Here is a 13,304-nt window from a genome sequence, read left to right as displayed (position 1 = left end):
GACTCCACAATGAAAATAGCCATAATAGGGACAGGTATCTCTGGGTTGACATGCGCTTATCATCTCAACAAGCAACATGATGTCACTCTTTTTGAAGCCAACGACTATATTGGTGGCCACACTGCTACGGTCAATGTTGAGGTGCAAGGTGAGAACTATGCAGTCGACACTGGCTTTATTGTTTACAACGATAGGACTTATCCCAATTTCATTGCCATGATGAAACAAGTTGGTGTAGAAGGTATTCCAACGCAGATGAGCTTTAGCGTGCGCAATGACGGCTGTGGCCTAGAGTATAACGGGCATACATTATCGACACTTTTCGCGCAGAAAAGAAATTGGTTCAATCCTAAATTCTACGCTTTCATATTCGAGATCTTACGCTTCAACAAACAGGTAAAACAGTTAGTCAAGCAAGCTAATGAACCTGAAAAAACGCTTGGCGAATTTTTATCAGAAGAGAAGTTTAGTGACTATTTTTGTGACAACTATATCTTACCCATGGGGGCTGCCATCTGGTCTTCCACGTTGGCTGATATGCGTGCTTTTCCTCTTCAGTTTTTTGCTCGTTTCTTTCTGAACCATGGGTTACTCGATGTACTGAATAGACCTCAGTGGTACGTTGTGAAAGGAGGCTCAAATGCTTATGTTGAGCCGCTAACCCGTGAGTTCGCTCACCGTATACGGCTGTCAACGCCGGTTAAATCTGTCCGCAGAGAGCAACTTGGTGTACGAATCGACCTAGGTCAGCGAACTGAACGCTTTGACCAAGTGATTTTTGCATGTCACAGCGATCAGGCGCTAGTTTTGCTACAGGATGCTAATGACCTAGAGAATGAAGTGCTTAGTCAGTTGGAGTACCAAGCCAATGAGGTCACTCTTCATACGGACGAAAGTTTACTTCCCAAGCGAAAATCAGCGTGGGCTTCTTGGAATTATTGGTTAGATGGAGAGCAAGGTGAAAGTGAGCGTCCGCCAACGCTGACCTACAACATGAACATACTGCAGCACATACAAGCTCCCGTGACATTCTGCGTTTCTTTAAACAGTTCACACCTGATAGAGCCGAGCAAAGTGCTTAAAACATTTGCCTATCATCACCCTGTTTTTAGTGAACAATCGATGCGCGCTCAAAAGCGCCGCCCTGACATAAATGGACAGGATAACGTTTGGTTCTGTGGCGCCTATTGGTATAACGGGTTCCATGAAGACGGGGTAAAAAGTGCTTTGGATGTCGTGAGAGAGCTTCTTCTTCGTGATGAAGAAGAACGACAGAGAGGTGCCGCATAATGAAGCCTGAGCATGGCTGCTCTCTGCTTGTTGGTGACGTAAGACATCGACGCTTTAGCCCAGTAGAGCATCAGTTAAAATACCCCATTTTTATGCCTTGTATTGATTTGGACCAGATCAGAGCAGTGGAGAAATCTGTATGGGGGCTCGGGCAGAAGTGGTGGCACTGGGCGAGATTCAAACGAACGGATTACCTTGGGGAAGGAGATCTAAAACGCGCGGTATTCGATAAGATAGAAGAATTGACTGGAGAGAAAGTGGATGGTCGCGTTGAGGCAGTTATTCACCTTCGCTATCTCGGGATCTATTTCAGTCCGGTAAACTTCTACTATGTTTATAACAAGGATGGAGATTGGCGTTATCTGTTGGCTGAGGTAAGTAATACTCCCTGGAATCAAAGGCACTACTATGCAGTTCCTGCTTTCGATGAAACATTGTGGCGACACAGCAAAGCATTTCATGTGTCCCCTTTTAACCCCATAGAACAAGAATATGTTTGGCGGTTGAAACCCTTAGGGAAGAAGCTTTCTATTCATCTTGAGTGTCATCGGGATCAAAAGGAATTTGATGCCACGCTCAGTATGAGTAAGCAACCACTTACATCAAGGATACTCCTTAAACATTTGATTAGAACGCCGTTAATGGCAGCAAAAATGTTGTCAGGCATATACTGGCATGCGTTTAAATTGTGGTGTAAAGGTGCACCGTTCTACTCACATCCTAAATATAAAATCAAGCCGGAAGCCTCTTCCGGAAAATATAAATCGAGAGATCAGGTTAAGGAGCATAGGACATGATCAACTCCCAAACTTTAGGTTACTCATCATCACTGAGCGCAGGGCAAAAAACAGCGCGCAGTTTGGCAATGTCATTCCTAAAAAAAATCACATCAGGTTCACTCACTGTCATAGAATCTTTCTCACAGTCAGAAGTTAGAGCAACTTTTGGCGCAGCGCAGATATCACGGTTACATGCGGTAATTGAGATCAAACACCCGAGTTTTTACGCAAGATTGCTCAAAGGTGGCAGTATTGCTGCAGGTGAAGCTTATATGGATGGTTGGTGGGATAGCCCGGATTTAACCAAGCTGATGGAATTGATGGCCTTAAATTTAAAAACCTTAGATTCTATCGAAGGTCAGAGTAGTTTTATTTCCCGCATATCTTACCAACTCGGGCATTGGTTCAATCGCAATACAGAGAAAAATGCCGCGAAGAATATTAGTGCTCATTATGATTTGAGTAACGAGCTGTATGAAACCTTTCTTGATAAAGAGATGTTGTATTCGGCAGCCCTCTTCAACTCAGCGTCAGATAGCTTAGAGCAAGCTCAGCTCAATAAAATGGAAAGGCTATGTCAGCAGCTTGAGCTGACATCCAGTGATCGGGTGATTGAGATTGGTACCGGTTGGGGAGGAATGGCGATATACATGGCGGAAAAGTATGGTTGCCATGTAACGACCACCACGATATCGGAGCAACAGTACCAGTACGCTCAACAGAAGATCATCGAAAAGGGACTTGAGCATAAGATAACTCTGCTAAAACAGGATTACAGACAGTTAAAAGGCCATTACGATAAGTTAGTGTCAATTGAGATGATCGAAGCGGTGGGCAAAGAATACTTGGGGTCATATATCGACAAATGTCAGTCCCTTTTAAGACCACAAGGGTTAATGGCGATTCAAGCGATAACCATTGCCGATCAAAGGTACGATTACTACAGCAACAATGTAGATTTTATCCAGAAGTATATTTTTCCTGGCGGTTTCTTACCCTCGATAACAGCCTTAACTCACGCGACGACGACTCATAGCGATCTAGTCTTGAGAAACCTGTTCGACATTGGCTTAGATTATGCGAACACTTTGAAAGAGTGGCATGCAAGGTTTGTGGCATCGGAGAGAGACGTAAGACAACTAGGGTTTGATGAGACGTTTATTCGTATGTGGAAATATTATTTTTGCTATTGCGAGGGTGGATTCCGTGCAAGAAGTATCAGCACGGTGCATATGACTTTTCAAAAGGCTTGATATGACAAACAAAAGGCTGATCGTTTACTCTCTCTGGTTCCAAGTTGTCTGGCTTGTCGCGGTATTAGGCCGGGAGGACTTTCAGTGGGTGGCAGTTGGCCTTGTTGTTGTTAGTTACGTATACAGTCAGTTAGTCGCACCGATAAAGCTTGAACGAGTGTTTTTAATGGCGGTATTGGGCGTCGTTGTTGATTACGCCAATATGACGCTGGGGATCTTTCGTTTCCAATTCAGTGAATTCCCGATTTGGTTGATGGCCCTCTGGTTTATTTTTGCTTGGTATGCGTATTTTCTTGCACCACTAGTGAGCCGATTTCCAATTTTTCTCGTATCTATATTAGGAGGAGTTGGAGGAGCACTCAGTTATTTAGCAGGAGAAAAACTGGGCGCTGTTTATTTTCCTTTACCGACAACCACAACGATTCTTATATTAATGGTCGAGTGGTTACTCATAATTGCTGCTGTGATGAAGGTTTATGGAAATACGTCAAATAAAATGGGTTACGCTGGCAGGGTTAATCGCTAGCTCTTTAACCATCAGTACAAGCATAAAAGCTGATGCTGTCAGTGATAAAAATTGGCAGGAGTGGCGCCAAGTTGGGAGTGCTCAACTTACTTATTTTTTTTTCGATATCTACCGTTCTCAGCTTCTCACACCTACTGGCAATTATACCCAAAGCAGAGATATTTCCCCACATCCTCTCGCTTTATCCATTGAGTATCAGAGAGACATTAGCCAAAAGCAGCTGGTTAATGCCACCAGAGAGCAGTGGGAGAAACTTGGTTATTCTGACACTGGCCCATGGGTTACTCAGTTAGAAAAAATCTTCCCAGATATCAAAGATGGACAGCAACTGACCTACGTATCCGATGGTGATAAAGGACGTTTCTATTTTTCTTCTCATCAAGAAAAAAATCAGTGGATTGGATCGATTACGGATCCGAAGCTCAATGACGCGTTTCTTGCGATCTGGCTATCTCCTCAAACGCAATACCCAAAGCTTAGACAAGACTTAATTGGAGCTAAGTAGCATGCGAAAAATGAAAACGGCCATCATCGGTGTACTTTTAACGATACTTATCGGTTGTTCGACAGAAGTTTCTGAATATAAAGGAAGTACGCCAGCTTTTAATCTATTTGAGTACTTTGATGGTGAAGTGACCGCTTGGGGAATGGTTCAAGATTATACCAATAAACAGCAGCGTCGTTTTAAGGTTGACATCGCTGGCACTATTAATGGAGATACCATAACTCTCGTTGAAGACTTTGTGTTTGATGATGGCGAGCCTGACCAGAGAATTTGGAAAATTAAGCGATTAAGTGACAGCACTTATGAGGGGGAAGCGGGGGATATATTGGGTATTGCGCAAGGTAAAGAAGTAGGTAATGCGCTCCACTGGGTATACGACTTTGAGCTGACCCTTGATGATTCAAAGGTGAAGGTCACTTTTGATGATTGGTTATTCAGACAGGACGATCGACATGTATTTAATATCACCAGTATTCGTAAGTTGGGTGTTGAAGTCGGTCAAATCACTTTGTTCTTTCAAAAACGGACACCGAATTAACTCAATAGCTTTCAGTTCATTGGGAGTCAAAAAGAAAGGGTTGACGTTGTTACGTCAACCCTGTTGTTTTTATACCGTGTTCTATTACAGCTTATCTGTCAATTCAATCGCTTGACCGATGTAGTTAGCTGGCGTCATCTCTTTCAGACGTGCTTTCTCGTGCTCAGGAAGCTCAAGACCATCGATAAAGTGACGCATTGCTTCGCCATCTACACGCTTGCCACGAGTTAGCTCTTTTAGCTTCTCGTATGGCTTCTCGATACCGTAGCGGCGCATTACTGTTTGTACAGGTTCTGCTAGCACTTCCCAGTTTTGGTCTAGCTCTGCAAGTAGCGCTTCACGGTTAACTTCTAGCTTGCTGATACCTTTCAGAGTAGAAGTGTATGCGATGATTGCGTAGCCCACACCCACACCTAAGTTACGAAGCACTGTCGAATCAGTTAGATCACGCTGCCAGCGAGAAATTGGTAGTTTCTGCGCTAGGTGGCCGAATACCGCGTTTGCAAGACCAAGGTTGCCTTCTGAGTTTTCAAAGTCGATTGGGTTAACTTTGTGAGGCATTGTGGATGAGCCGATCTCACCGGCGATCGTTTTCTGTTTGAAGTGACCCAGTGCAATGTAGCCCCAAATGTCACGGTCGAAGTCGATTAGGATAGTGTTGAAGCGTGCAACAGCATCGAATAGTTCAGCGATGTAATCGTGCGGCTCGATTTGGGTTGTGTACGGGTTCCAAGTCACGCCTAGAGACTCAGTGATAAACTCTTCAGAGAATTGGTGCCAATCTACTTCTGGGTAAGCAGAAAGGTGAGCGTTGTAGTTACCTACAGCACCGTTGATCTTACCTAGGATTTCAACGTTAGCGATCTGCTTGTATTGACGCTCCATACGGTACGCCACGTTCGCCATCTCTTTACCCATAGTAGATGGAGAAGCAGGCTGGCCGTGTGTACGTGATAGAAGAGGGATGTCACGGTATTCAACAGCAAGTGCTTTAATAGCATCTATGATGTTTTTGATTTCAGGAAGAATCACTTCGTCACGAGCTTCTTTCAGCATTAGCGCGTGAGACGTGTTGTTAATGTCTTCTGAAGTACAAGCAAAGTGAATGAACTCGTTTATCGCGTGAAGCTCAGGAACACCCGCTACTTTCTCTTTTAGAAAATACTCAACCGCTTTAACGTCGTGGTTAGTGGTACGTTCGATTTCTTTGATGCGCGCTGCGTCTTCTTCCGAGAAGTTTGCTGCTAACTCATCAAGGAACTGGTTTGCTTCTGCACTGAAAGCTGGTACTTCTTTGATTGCATCAGTGGCTGCTAGCTTTTGCAACCAACGAATTTCAACGATAGAGCGGTACTTTAGAAGGCCGAACTCGCTAAAAATGCTGCGAAGTGCAATGGTCTTACTTCCGTAACGGCCGTCTACTGGCGAAACAGCAGTCAATGCTGACAGTTCCATGATGTTCTCCTGAATTGAGTGTCTAAATTTCGTGAGCTTTATACCAATAACTTACGCAATTGTCACGCATATTGCGCAAACGTTTGCCTTGGGTTTGTTCTGGTAGAAAAAATACGCTCGCGTCGTGACGCGAGCGGTATGATTAAGCCTTACATTCTGGCGAGTAGGATTTGAGCCTGTTCAACCATCTTCTTACGCCCAAAGATAAGGTGACGGCGTTTGCCTCCGACTTGACGCCAAAGCACTGCGCTTCGAATACCCGATAGCAGCAATGCTCTAACCTTGTGCTGGTTACCTGTCTGCTGTAGGACAGAAGGGGTACCCGTGACTTGGATTCTAGGACCAATTGGGCTAATGACATCGAGATAGATACTGGCCAAGTTGCTGATCATTTGGTCGTCAAGCAACTCAAAGTGATCAAGCTGTCTTTCGATCATCTGGATACGATCACCAAGTTGAGACATTGCATCGTTACGGCCACTCAGCTTACGTTCTAACGCCATCAGGCTAATAATGTAGCGAGTAATTTCACTACCAGTAGGGGTACTATCAATGCCTTTCACTAGGCACTCAAGTCCTAGCTTTAAATCCGACTCACGACCATAAACACTAACGGTGTTACTTGGGTTAATGTTGAGAATCGCTTTTAGTGACGTTTCAAACGCATCAGAGTCACAGTGACCATTTTTCGCGACCTGTTGAACCAGAGCGACAGCTTGGCAAATTCCTGCAAATGCGATGGTGCGATCGTAAAGTGCGTTAGCCACGTAGTAATACTCCTAAATGCGTTGAATTAAATTCGTTCTTCAATGATGCCACCACCTAAGCAGACATCGTCTTTATAAAATACCGCTGACTGACCAGGAGTCACGGCGACCTGGGGATCGTCGAAGATTACTTTGATCGTTTCATCATCAATAGGGATGAGAGTACATGGAATATCTGTTTGACGGTAACGCGTTTTCACGCTGCACTGAACAGGCGCTTTGATGACTTCACGGTCTACCCAGTGTAGTTGAGAGGCAATTAGCCCTTGAGACTTTAGTAATGGATGATCAGCGCCTTGAACCGCGATAAGTACGTTACGTTTTAAATCTTTATCAGCAACGTACCAAGGATCTTCATTGCCGCCACCACCTTTCTGGCCACCAATATGCAGGCCTTTACGTTGTCCCAAAGTGTGATACATCAGACCTTGGTGCTCACCGATCACTTTACCTTCTGGTGTTTCGATCTTACCTGGTTGTGCCGGTAAATAGCGTGACAAGAAGTCGGTGAATTTACGCTCACCGATGAAGCAGATTCCGGTTGAGTCTTTTTTCTTAGCGGTAATCAAATCTTGCTCTTCTGCAATACGACGTACTTCAGGCTTTTCTAGTTCACCGACAGGGAAAAGACTGCGAGCGATTTGCTCACTGCTGAGTGTGTATAAGAAATAGCTTTGATCTTTATTACCATCAAGGCCACGAAGCATTTGAGGTTTTTCGCCGTTTTCAGGGAAAGTACGGCGTACGTAGTGACCCATTGCGATGTAGTCGGCATCGAGCACTTCATCGGCGAATTCAAGAAAAGCTTTGAACTTGATTTCTTTGTTACAAAGGATATCTGGGTTAGGGGTGCGGCCTGCTTTGTATTCTGCCAAAAAGTACTCAAAAACGTTGTCCCAGTACTCTGCAGCAAAGTTGATGGTGTGCAGATGAATACCTAGCTTGTCACAAACGGCTTGAGCGTCAGCCAAATCTTCTGCTGCAGTACAGTATTCTTCGTTATCGTCTTCCTCCCAGTTCTTCATGAACAGTCCTTCGACCTGATAGCCCTGTTGTATCAGAAGATACGCGGAAACGGATGAGTCAACACCGCCAGACATGCCGACGATAACTTTCTTTTTACTGTTGTCAGTACAGTTCTTAGACATTACTAAACACCACACAATTTAACTGGAGGCAGATCTTAACAGAAAGCGTTTCGAGGTGACAGTTCCGAGATCGAACTCACACTTCGATTTTGCTGCAATTTTACTCGCACGTAACTGAAATCTACGATTTTATGACTATAGACAGCCTATATATGGCATAGTTGACGAAATTCAAGTTAAACAAGGTGTAAACATGAGTGATGATAACCAATTCATGTCGGAAGCAGAGCTGATTGAGATTGTTGAAAATCAGCTTGAAGATGGTGAGCCGCTGAAGGTTAAAGAAACGCTAATGCGATTGATGATGACGGGAACACCAAAAGACGAAGCCATAGCGATGATGGCTTGTGCTGTATCGATTGAAATATTTGATGTCATGAAAAACGAGGGTAAATTCAACTTAAAGCGCTACTCTGAGCACTTAGACAGGCTCCCCGATATAGGGTTTATGGAAGGCGAATAAGCCTCCATTTAGGTACCCAATGTGCCACTCAAATAGAGCTGGCATATTTTTCATACAGACCCTTGAAGGGTTCTATGAGTCCCTCTTATTTATTACATCAAGATTAAATTTTAGTGGCAAACGTTTGCTATAATTCCAGTTATTGCCGCGTTAGGTAGTGCGAGGTAGAATCCGGCATCCTTTCATCCCTTACTCAGAATATTTGTTATGAAGTTTCCTGGCCAACGAAAATCTAAGCACTATTTTCCTGTGCATGCGCGTGACCCTTTAGTGAGTCAATCTCAAGAAAGCAAGAAAATGTCCAGCACGCACATTATTGGTATTGACCAAACTTTGGTCGATATTGAAGCGAAAGTAAGCTCGGAGCTTATTGAGAAATACAAGCTGAGTAAAGGTCACTCATTAGTCATAGATGATGCTACTGCAGAAGCGCTTTATAATGAGTTGAAAGATAATGCCCTCATCACCAATGAATATGCTGGTGGGACGATTGGTAATACACTTCATAACTATTCTGTTCTGGCCGATGATCGTTCAACACTTTTGGGTGTCATGAGCCAAGATATTAAGATCGGAAGTTACGGCTTTCGCTATTTGTGCAACACTTCAAGCCGGATGGATTTGAATTACCTTCAGGGTGTTGATGGTGCAATTGGTCGGTGTTTTGCTCTCATTTCTGATGATGGTGAACGGACGTTTGCTATTAGCGAAGGGCAGATGAATCAATTACATCCAAGTAGCATTCCTGAAACGATTTTCGAGAATGCCTCTGCTTTAGTATTAACCGCTTATTTAGTGCGTTGCAAAGAAGGCGACCCAATGCCGGAAGCGACGATGAAAGCCATTGAATATGCGAAGAAATACAATGTGCCAGTCGTTCTTACTCTCGGAACGAAATTCGTGATTCAAGATGATCCTGTATTCTGGCAAGACTTTTTGCGTGACCACGTTAGCGTCGTAGCAATGAATGAGGATGAAGCTGAGGCGTTAACGGGTGAGTCCGATCCGTTAGCGGCGTCAGATAAGACATTGGAGTGGGTAGATTTGGTTCTCTGTACCTCCGGTCCTGTGGGGCTATTTATGGCAGGTTATACTGAGGAAGCGGCCAAGCGTCAGACTTCTCTACCACTACTTCCAGGTAGTATTGCTGAATTTAATCGTTTTGAATTTAGTCGTCCAGCAGCGAAAGCGGCCTGTGAGAACCCAATTAAGGTGTATTCGCATATTTCACCTTACATGGGGGGGCCAGAAAAAATTAAAAATACTAATGGGGCAGGTGATGCAGCATTGTCCGCGTTATTGCATGATATGGCTGCGAATAAATACCATAAAGAAAATGTGCCTAATTCAAGTAAGCATGCACATACGTTCTTGACATATTCGTCGTTCTCTCAGGTTTGCAAATATTCAAACCGTGCTAGTTATGAGGTTTTAGTTCAGCATTCTCCACGCCTATCACGAGGCTTGCCAGAGCGTGAAGATAGTTTAGAAGAAGCATATTGGGAACGTTAATTCAGTAATAATTAATTACAAAAAAACCTCGCATAGCGAGGTTTTTTTACAATACAAAAGTGTTTATTAAAAACACTTCTATAAATTTCAATTAGATCAGGAAGTCATCAAGTGATTTACCTGCATCTAGCTGTTCTTGGATTGCTGAAGGTGTACGACCTTGACCTGTCCATGTTTTTTCTTCGCCGTTAGCATCTACATATTTGTATTTTGCTGGGCGTGGGGCGCGTTTTGATTTCTGTTTACCAGTAGCTTCACCTGCTAGAGCTGAAATAACCATGTCTTTATCTAGACCTAGTTGCTTAATTTGCTCAGCAATATCTGCCAATTTTGCTTCTTGTGCTGCTTTGGCTTCACGCTCTGCTTCTTCCGCTTCTTTTCGTTCAGCTACAACAGTTGATAATTTGTCTAGAGCTTCCTCTAGTTGTTCCAAGGTAAGCTCACGTGCAAATGCTCGTAGGCTACGAATGTTTAATAGAGTTTTTGTTAGTTCCGACATGTAATTTCCCACTTAATTAAGGAGCCGATGAAATAAATATTAAACCCGTATTATTCGCAATACAATATTTTCCAGTTAAATTGTTATAAAAACTATTAATTAATCGCCGAAGAATTAGAGTAATGAGACCTTTCTTATTAACTGATGAATTCTTGTTGCATAGAATATCGTTGGTTTTGTGATTTTGACAATACTGAGAGAGGATAAGTTTCATACACTAATGATATTTATTTTATATCATAAAAATAAGTTGGATTATCCTTTTGTCATGACATTATCAAGATAGTAACAAATCTTCTTTAATTCATATTTTTTATCACTAAATGCTGACTTTTTCTTCACTTTACGATCGTAATCGAAGATGTACATCGAAAAGACCGAGTTGATGAATAAATAGGAAGGGTCATCGCTCGTCCGTTATGATATTAGTTGAGCTTAAATGGTATGAGCAGAAACTTTATGCACAGAAGAAGAAAAATCATTAATGCTTAATTGGATAAGATGTATTGCAATGGGGCTTTCGATCAGTACAATGGGCGCCACCTAATGCGATGTGTTGGTTAAATTGTTGTTAAAACTGTTTTTCAGTAGTTTAAAATATCAACTGTCGCGGTAGAGGTGCGAAATAAATCAGTAGTATTTGTTGGGGTGATGCCAATGAACAGATATGAAAGGTTGTTTTGCCGAAGTGAGTATTCATATCAACGGTGCTTGCTGGGGTTACACTCGAAAGGGGTAACACTGCCATAGTCTATAATTTTGTAAAACTATGGAGCGCTACTGTAGGGCAGGGTGGAGTTTTCGCTTCCCTTTCGCTTAGTTCAACATAAATTGTTTGATACTCATTTCTTTCAATTTATCTGCAGTAGATCTCTAACCATTTATTACTGGTTTTTGAAGATCATGAATTTAATTGATTTTGCTACATCTCCGATTTCTTTGCTACCTCCATTGGTCGCACTGAGTTTGGCGATTATTACTCGTCGTGTACTGGTGTCTTTAGGTGTGGGTATCACTTTGGGCGCTGTCCTTCTTAACGATTACTCTCTGGGTAATACACTCAGTTATGTAGGCTCAACGGTATCGAGTGTCTTCATTGAAGACGGCGGTATTAATACATGGAATATGAGTATCGTTGGTTTCCTACTTTTACTTGGTATGATGACGGCGCTACTGACGTTATCGGGTGGTACCCGTGCTTTCGCCGAATGGGCGCAATCGCGCGTTAAAAGCAAACGTGGTTCCAAATTACTCGCGGCTTTTCTAGGCGTATTTATTTTTGTTGATGACTATTTTAACAGCCTAGCCGTTGGTGCGATTTCTCGTCCTGTCACAGACCGCTTCTATGTTTCTCGAGCTAAATTGGCTTACATCTTAGATTCAACCGCAGCACCAATGTGTGTGATTATGCCTGCATCAAGTTGGGGCGCGTATATCATGACTATTATTGGTGGCATTCTCGTTTCACATGGCATTACTGAGTATTCCGCTCTTGGCGCGTATGTGCGTCTTATTCCAATGAACTTCTATGCGGTATTTGCATTGCTGATGGTGTTTGCCGTTGCTTGGTTTGGCCTTGATATTGGTAAAATGCGTAATCACGAAATTGCGGCCTCACAAGGCCATGGTTTTGAGAAAGAGCAAGCGAATGATTCACAGGAAGCTCATGAAATCAATGAAGAGTTAGATATTCAAGAGAGCGAAGGCGGTAAAGTTTCAGACTTGGTTTTGCCGATCGTATTCCTGATTGTTGCAACCATTGCTTCTATGTTATATACCGGCGGTCAAGCTTTGGCTGCTGATGGCAAGGCATTTAATATTCTAGGTGCCTTTGAAAACACCGATGTAGGCACCTCGCTAATTTACGGTGGTCTTGTCGGTTTAGCTATCGCATTGTTTACGGTATTTAAGCAAGGTATCGCGGTAAGCGAGATCACACGCACACTATGGATTGGTGCAAAATCAATGTTTGGTGCCATTTTGATCTTAGTTTTTGCTTGGACTATTGGGTCAGTGATTGGTGATATGAATACGGGTAAATACCTGTCCACATTGGCGCAAGGTAATATAAATCCACATTGGCTGCCAGTTATTCTATTCCTACTCTCTGGCCTTATGGCATTTTCTACTGGTACGTCATGGGGGACATTTGGCATCATGCTTCCAATTGCCGGTGATATGGCTGGCGCAACGGATCTCGCTTTGATGCTGCCTATGCTAAGTGCTGTATTAGCTGGTTCAGTATTTGGTGACCACTGCTCGCCAATTTCTGATACGACGATTCTGTCTTCAACAGGGGCTCGTTGTAACCATATTGATCATGTAGCGACCCAGTTACCTTATGCGCTGTCAGTAGCTGCTGTATCTTGTATTGGTTTTATCACATTGGGGATGACGGCTTCCGTAGGAATCTCTTTTGCCGCTTCAGCCGTTGCCTTTTTTGGCGTTTGTGTATTGTTGTCAATTCTTTCAAGAGCCAAGATAGCAAGCTGTCACAACGCTTAATGAATTGAACTCAATAAAGAACTTAAAAGGGAGCGAAAGCTCCTTTTTATTTGTCTAATACAAA

The 13,304-nt window shown here is 43.1% G+C and carries 13 protein-coding genes and 1 riboswitch; of the genes, 9 read left to right on the top strand and 4 right to left on the bottom strand.

Annotated elements, in window-relative coordinates; translation table 11 throughout:
- Positions 1-9 precede the first annotated feature (9 nt).
- The 6 genes from L1D31_RS08910 to L1D31_RS08885 are packed head-to-tail and all read left to right on the top strand — an operon-like array spanning position 10 to position 4,891.
- On the top strand, positions 10-1,290 hold the full coding sequence (locus L1D31_RS08910; protein ID WP_239836727.1) for an NAD(P)/FAD-dependent oxidoreductase: 1,281 nt from the start codon (positions 10-12) through the stop codon (positions 1,288-1,290).
- Positions 1,290-2,087: a DUF1365 family protein gene (locus L1D31_RS08905; RefSeq protein ID WP_239836726.1), complete on the top strand. Its 798-nt coding sequence runs from the start codon at positions 1,290-1,292 to the stop codon at positions 2,085-2,087. The genes L1D31_RS08910 and L1D31_RS08905 overlap by 1 nt, the downstream gene beginning before the upstream one ends.
- A complete protein-coding gene (locus L1D31_RS08900) occupies positions 2,084-3,322 on the top strand; it encodes a cyclopropane-fatty-acyl-phospholipid synthase family protein (protein ID WP_239836725.1) in 1,239 nt (412 codons plus the stop codon). Before L1D31_RS08905 ends, L1D31_RS08900 begins: the two co-directional genes overlap by 4 nt.
- A gap of 1 nt (position 3,323) precedes the next feature.
- Positions 3,324-3,848: a DUF2878 domain-containing protein gene (locus tag L1D31_RS08895; protein ID WP_239836724.1), complete on the top strand. Its 525-nt coding sequence runs from the start codon at positions 3,324-3,326 to the stop codon at positions 3,846-3,848.
- Entirely contained in the window at positions 3,799-4,353 is a 555-nt protein-coding gene (locus tag L1D31_RS08890; RefSeq protein WP_239836723.1) for a chalcone isomerase family protein, read from the top strand. The genes L1D31_RS08895 and L1D31_RS08890 overlap by 50 nt, the downstream gene beginning before the upstream one ends.
- A gap of 1 nt (position 4,354) precedes the next feature.
- On the top strand, positions 4,355-4,891 hold the full coding sequence (locus L1D31_RS08885) for a DUF3833 domain-containing protein (protein WP_239836722.1): 537 nt from the start codon (positions 4,355-4,357) through the stop codon (positions 4,889-4,891).
- A gap of 84 nt (positions 4,892-4,975) precedes the next feature.
- On the opposite strand, the gene purB is transcribed toward L1D31_RS08885, so the two are convergent.
- The 3 genes from purB to mnmA all read right to left on the bottom strand — a co-directional run bounded on the left by purB (position 4,976) and on the right by mnmA (position 8,261).
- Complete coding sequence (gene purB / locus L1D31_RS08880; protein WP_239836721.1) at positions 4,976-6,346, bottom strand: adenylosuccinate lyase; 1,371 nt, start codon at positions 6,344-6,346, stop codon at positions 4,976-4,978.
- Positions 6,347-6,495: 149 nt separating this feature from the next.
- Positions 6,496-7,113 carry a high frequency lysogenization protein HflD gene (hflD, locus tag L1D31_RS08875; RefSeq protein WP_239836720.1) on the bottom strand — a complete coding sequence of 206 codons (618 nt, stop codon included), beginning with the start codon at positions 7,111-7,113 and terminating at the stop codon, positions 6,496-6,498.
- A gap of 26 nt (positions 7,114-7,139) precedes the next feature.
- Complete coding sequence (gene mnmA, locus L1D31_RS08870; protein ID WP_239836719.1) at positions 7,140-8,261, bottom strand: tRNA 2-thiouridine(34) synthase MnmA; 1,122 nt, start codon at positions 8,259-8,261, stop codon at positions 7,140-7,142.
- A 193-nt stretch (positions 8,262-8,454) separates the two neighbouring features.
- Between mnmA and L1D31_RS08865 the strand changes: the two genes are divergently transcribed.
- Positions 8,455-8,724, top strand: coding sequence for a hypothetical protein (locus tag L1D31_RS08865; protein WP_239836718.1), 270 nt, complete (start codon positions 8,455-8,457; stop codon positions 8,722-8,724).
- A 207-nt stretch (positions 8,725-8,931) separates the two neighbouring features.
- Complete coding sequence (locus L1D31_RS08860) at positions 8,932-10,236, top strand: inosine/guanosine kinase (RefSeq protein ID WP_239836717.1); 1,305 nt, start codon at positions 8,932-8,934, stop codon at positions 10,234-10,236.
- 91 nt (positions 10,237-10,327) lie between these two features.
- Here L1D31_RS08860 and L1D31_RS08855 read toward each other — a convergent pair whose 3' ends face one another.
- Positions 10,328-10,735: an H-NS family nucleoid-associated regulatory protein gene (locus L1D31_RS08855; protein WP_239836716.1), complete on the bottom strand. Its 408-nt coding sequence runs from the start codon at positions 10,733-10,735 to the stop codon at positions 10,328-10,330.
- 605 nt (positions 10,736-11,340) lie between these two features.
- Positions 11,341-11,523, top strand: a riboswitch (Lysine riboswitch).
- A gap of 115 nt (positions 11,524-11,638) precedes the next feature.
- Here L1D31_RS08855 and L1D31_RS08850 point away from each other — a divergent pair.
- On the top strand, positions 11,639-13,240 hold the full coding sequence (locus L1D31_RS08850) for a Na+/H+ antiporter NhaC family protein (RefSeq protein ID WP_239836715.1): 1,602 nt from the start codon (positions 11,639-11,641) through the stop codon (positions 13,238-13,240).
- Positions 13,241-13,304 lie beyond the last annotated feature (64 nt).

Source organism: Vibrio sp. Isolate23 (assembly GCF_022398095.1).
In the GTDB taxonomy this organism is placed as follows: domain Bacteria; phylum Pseudomonadota; class Gammaproteobacteria; order Enterobacterales; family Vibrionaceae; genus Vibrio; species Vibrio coralliilyticus_A.
This window is presented reverse-complemented; position numbering and strand designations above follow the sequence as displayed.

Bases quoted from the DNA above. Each gene is read 5' to 3' on its own strand.
- L1D31_RS08860 (WP_239836717.1), top strand. From the start codon at position 8,932: ATGAAGTTTCCTGGCCAACGAAAATCTAAGCACTATTTTCCTGTGCAT.
- purB (WP_239836721.1), bottom strand. From the start codon at position 6,346: ATGGAACTGTCAGCATTGACTGCTGTTTCGCCAGTAGACGGCCGTTAC.
- L1D31_RS08855 (WP_239836716.1), bottom strand. From the start codon at position 10,735: ATGTCGGAACTAACAAAAACTCTATTAAACATTCGTAGCCTACGAGCA.
- L1D31_RS08895 (WP_239836724.1), top strand. From the start codon at position 3,324: ATGACAAACAAAAGGCTGATCGTTTACTCTCTCTGGTTCCAAGTTGTC.
- mnmA (WP_239836719.1), bottom strand. From the start codon at position 8,261: ATGTCTAAGAACTGTACTGACAACAGTAAAAAGAAAGTTATCGTCGGC.
- L1D31_RS08850 (WP_239836715.1), top strand. From the start codon at position 11,639: ATGAATTTAATTGATTTTGCTACATCTCCGATTTCTTTGCTACCTCCA.
- L1D31_RS08885 (WP_239836722.1), top strand. From the start codon at position 4,355: ATGCGAAAAATGAAAACGGCCATCATCGGTGTACTTTTAACGATACTT.
- L1D31_RS08865 (WP_239836718.1), top strand. From the start codon at position 8,455: ATGAGTGATGATAACCAATTCATGTCGGAAGCAGAGCTGATTGAGATT.
- L1D31_RS08910 (WP_239836727.1), top strand. From the start codon at position 10: ATGAAAATAGCCATAATAGGGACAGGTATCTCTGGGTTGACATGCGCT.
- L1D31_RS08905 (WP_239836726.1), top strand. From the start codon at position 1,290: ATGAAGCCTGAGCATGGCTGCTCTCTGCTTGTTGGTGACGTAAGACAT.
- L1D31_RS08890 (WP_239836723.1), top strand. From the start codon at position 3,799: ATGGAAATACGTCAAATAAAATGGGTTACGCTGGCAGGGTTAATCGCT.
- L1D31_RS08900 (WP_239836725.1), top strand. From the start codon at position 2,084: ATGATCAACTCCCAAACTTTAGGTTACTCATCATCACTGAGCGCAGGG.